General features: G+C 72.2%; 1 pseudogene. It reads left to right on the top strand.

The annotated features are described in order from the left end of the window. A pseudogene (locus tag PSD17_RS12890) lies at positions 1 to 587 on the top strand (ATP-binding protein); the annotation flags it as partial.

Genomic DNA, 587 nt, shown 5'->3' with positions numbered 1-587 from the left:
CACATGGACCGCTTCACCGAGGCCAAGACCGTCCTCGCCCGCGCCGCCGCCCTCTGCCGCCGCACCGGCGAGTTCCGCCCCCTGCTCCAGACCCTCTTCTTCACCGCACTCGCCCGCGGCGACTCCGGCGACTTCGCCGGCGCCCTCCGCGCCCTCGACAACGCCCGCCGCCTCATCGACGCCGAAAAAGTCGGCTTCTACCGCGCCGGCATCGAAACCGCCACCAGCTGGCTCTGGCAAGAACTCGGCCAGGTCCACCGCGCCCGCGACCACGCCGAACACGCCGTCGAACTCGCCCGCCGCGGCGGCGGCGCACTCGAACTCGAACAAGAACTCCACGCCCTGCTCGCCCTCGCCGACTGCGACCTGCTCCTGGGCCACGACGACGCCGCCGCCGACCTCGTCACCGCCGCCGCCCCCACCCTCGACCGCTCCCTGCCCTTCAAACCCCGCGCCGTCATGCGCTACCTCGAAATGCGCTCCCGCTGGGAACCCGAACACGCCGAAGCCCTGCTCGTCGAAGCCCGCCTCTACGCCTCACCCAAGTACGAAGCCCTCGCCCTCGCCGCACTCGACCGCCCCGACGA

This window comes from Pseudonocardia sp. D17, from assembly GCF_036984265.1.
In the GTDB taxonomy this organism is placed as follows: domain Bacteria; phylum Actinomycetota; class Actinomycetes; order Mycobacteriales; family Pseudonocardiaceae; genus Pseudonocardia; species Pseudonocardia benzenivorans.
Note: the sequence above shows the minus strand (reverse complement) of the source record. Positions and strands in the feature narration are given on the sequence as shown.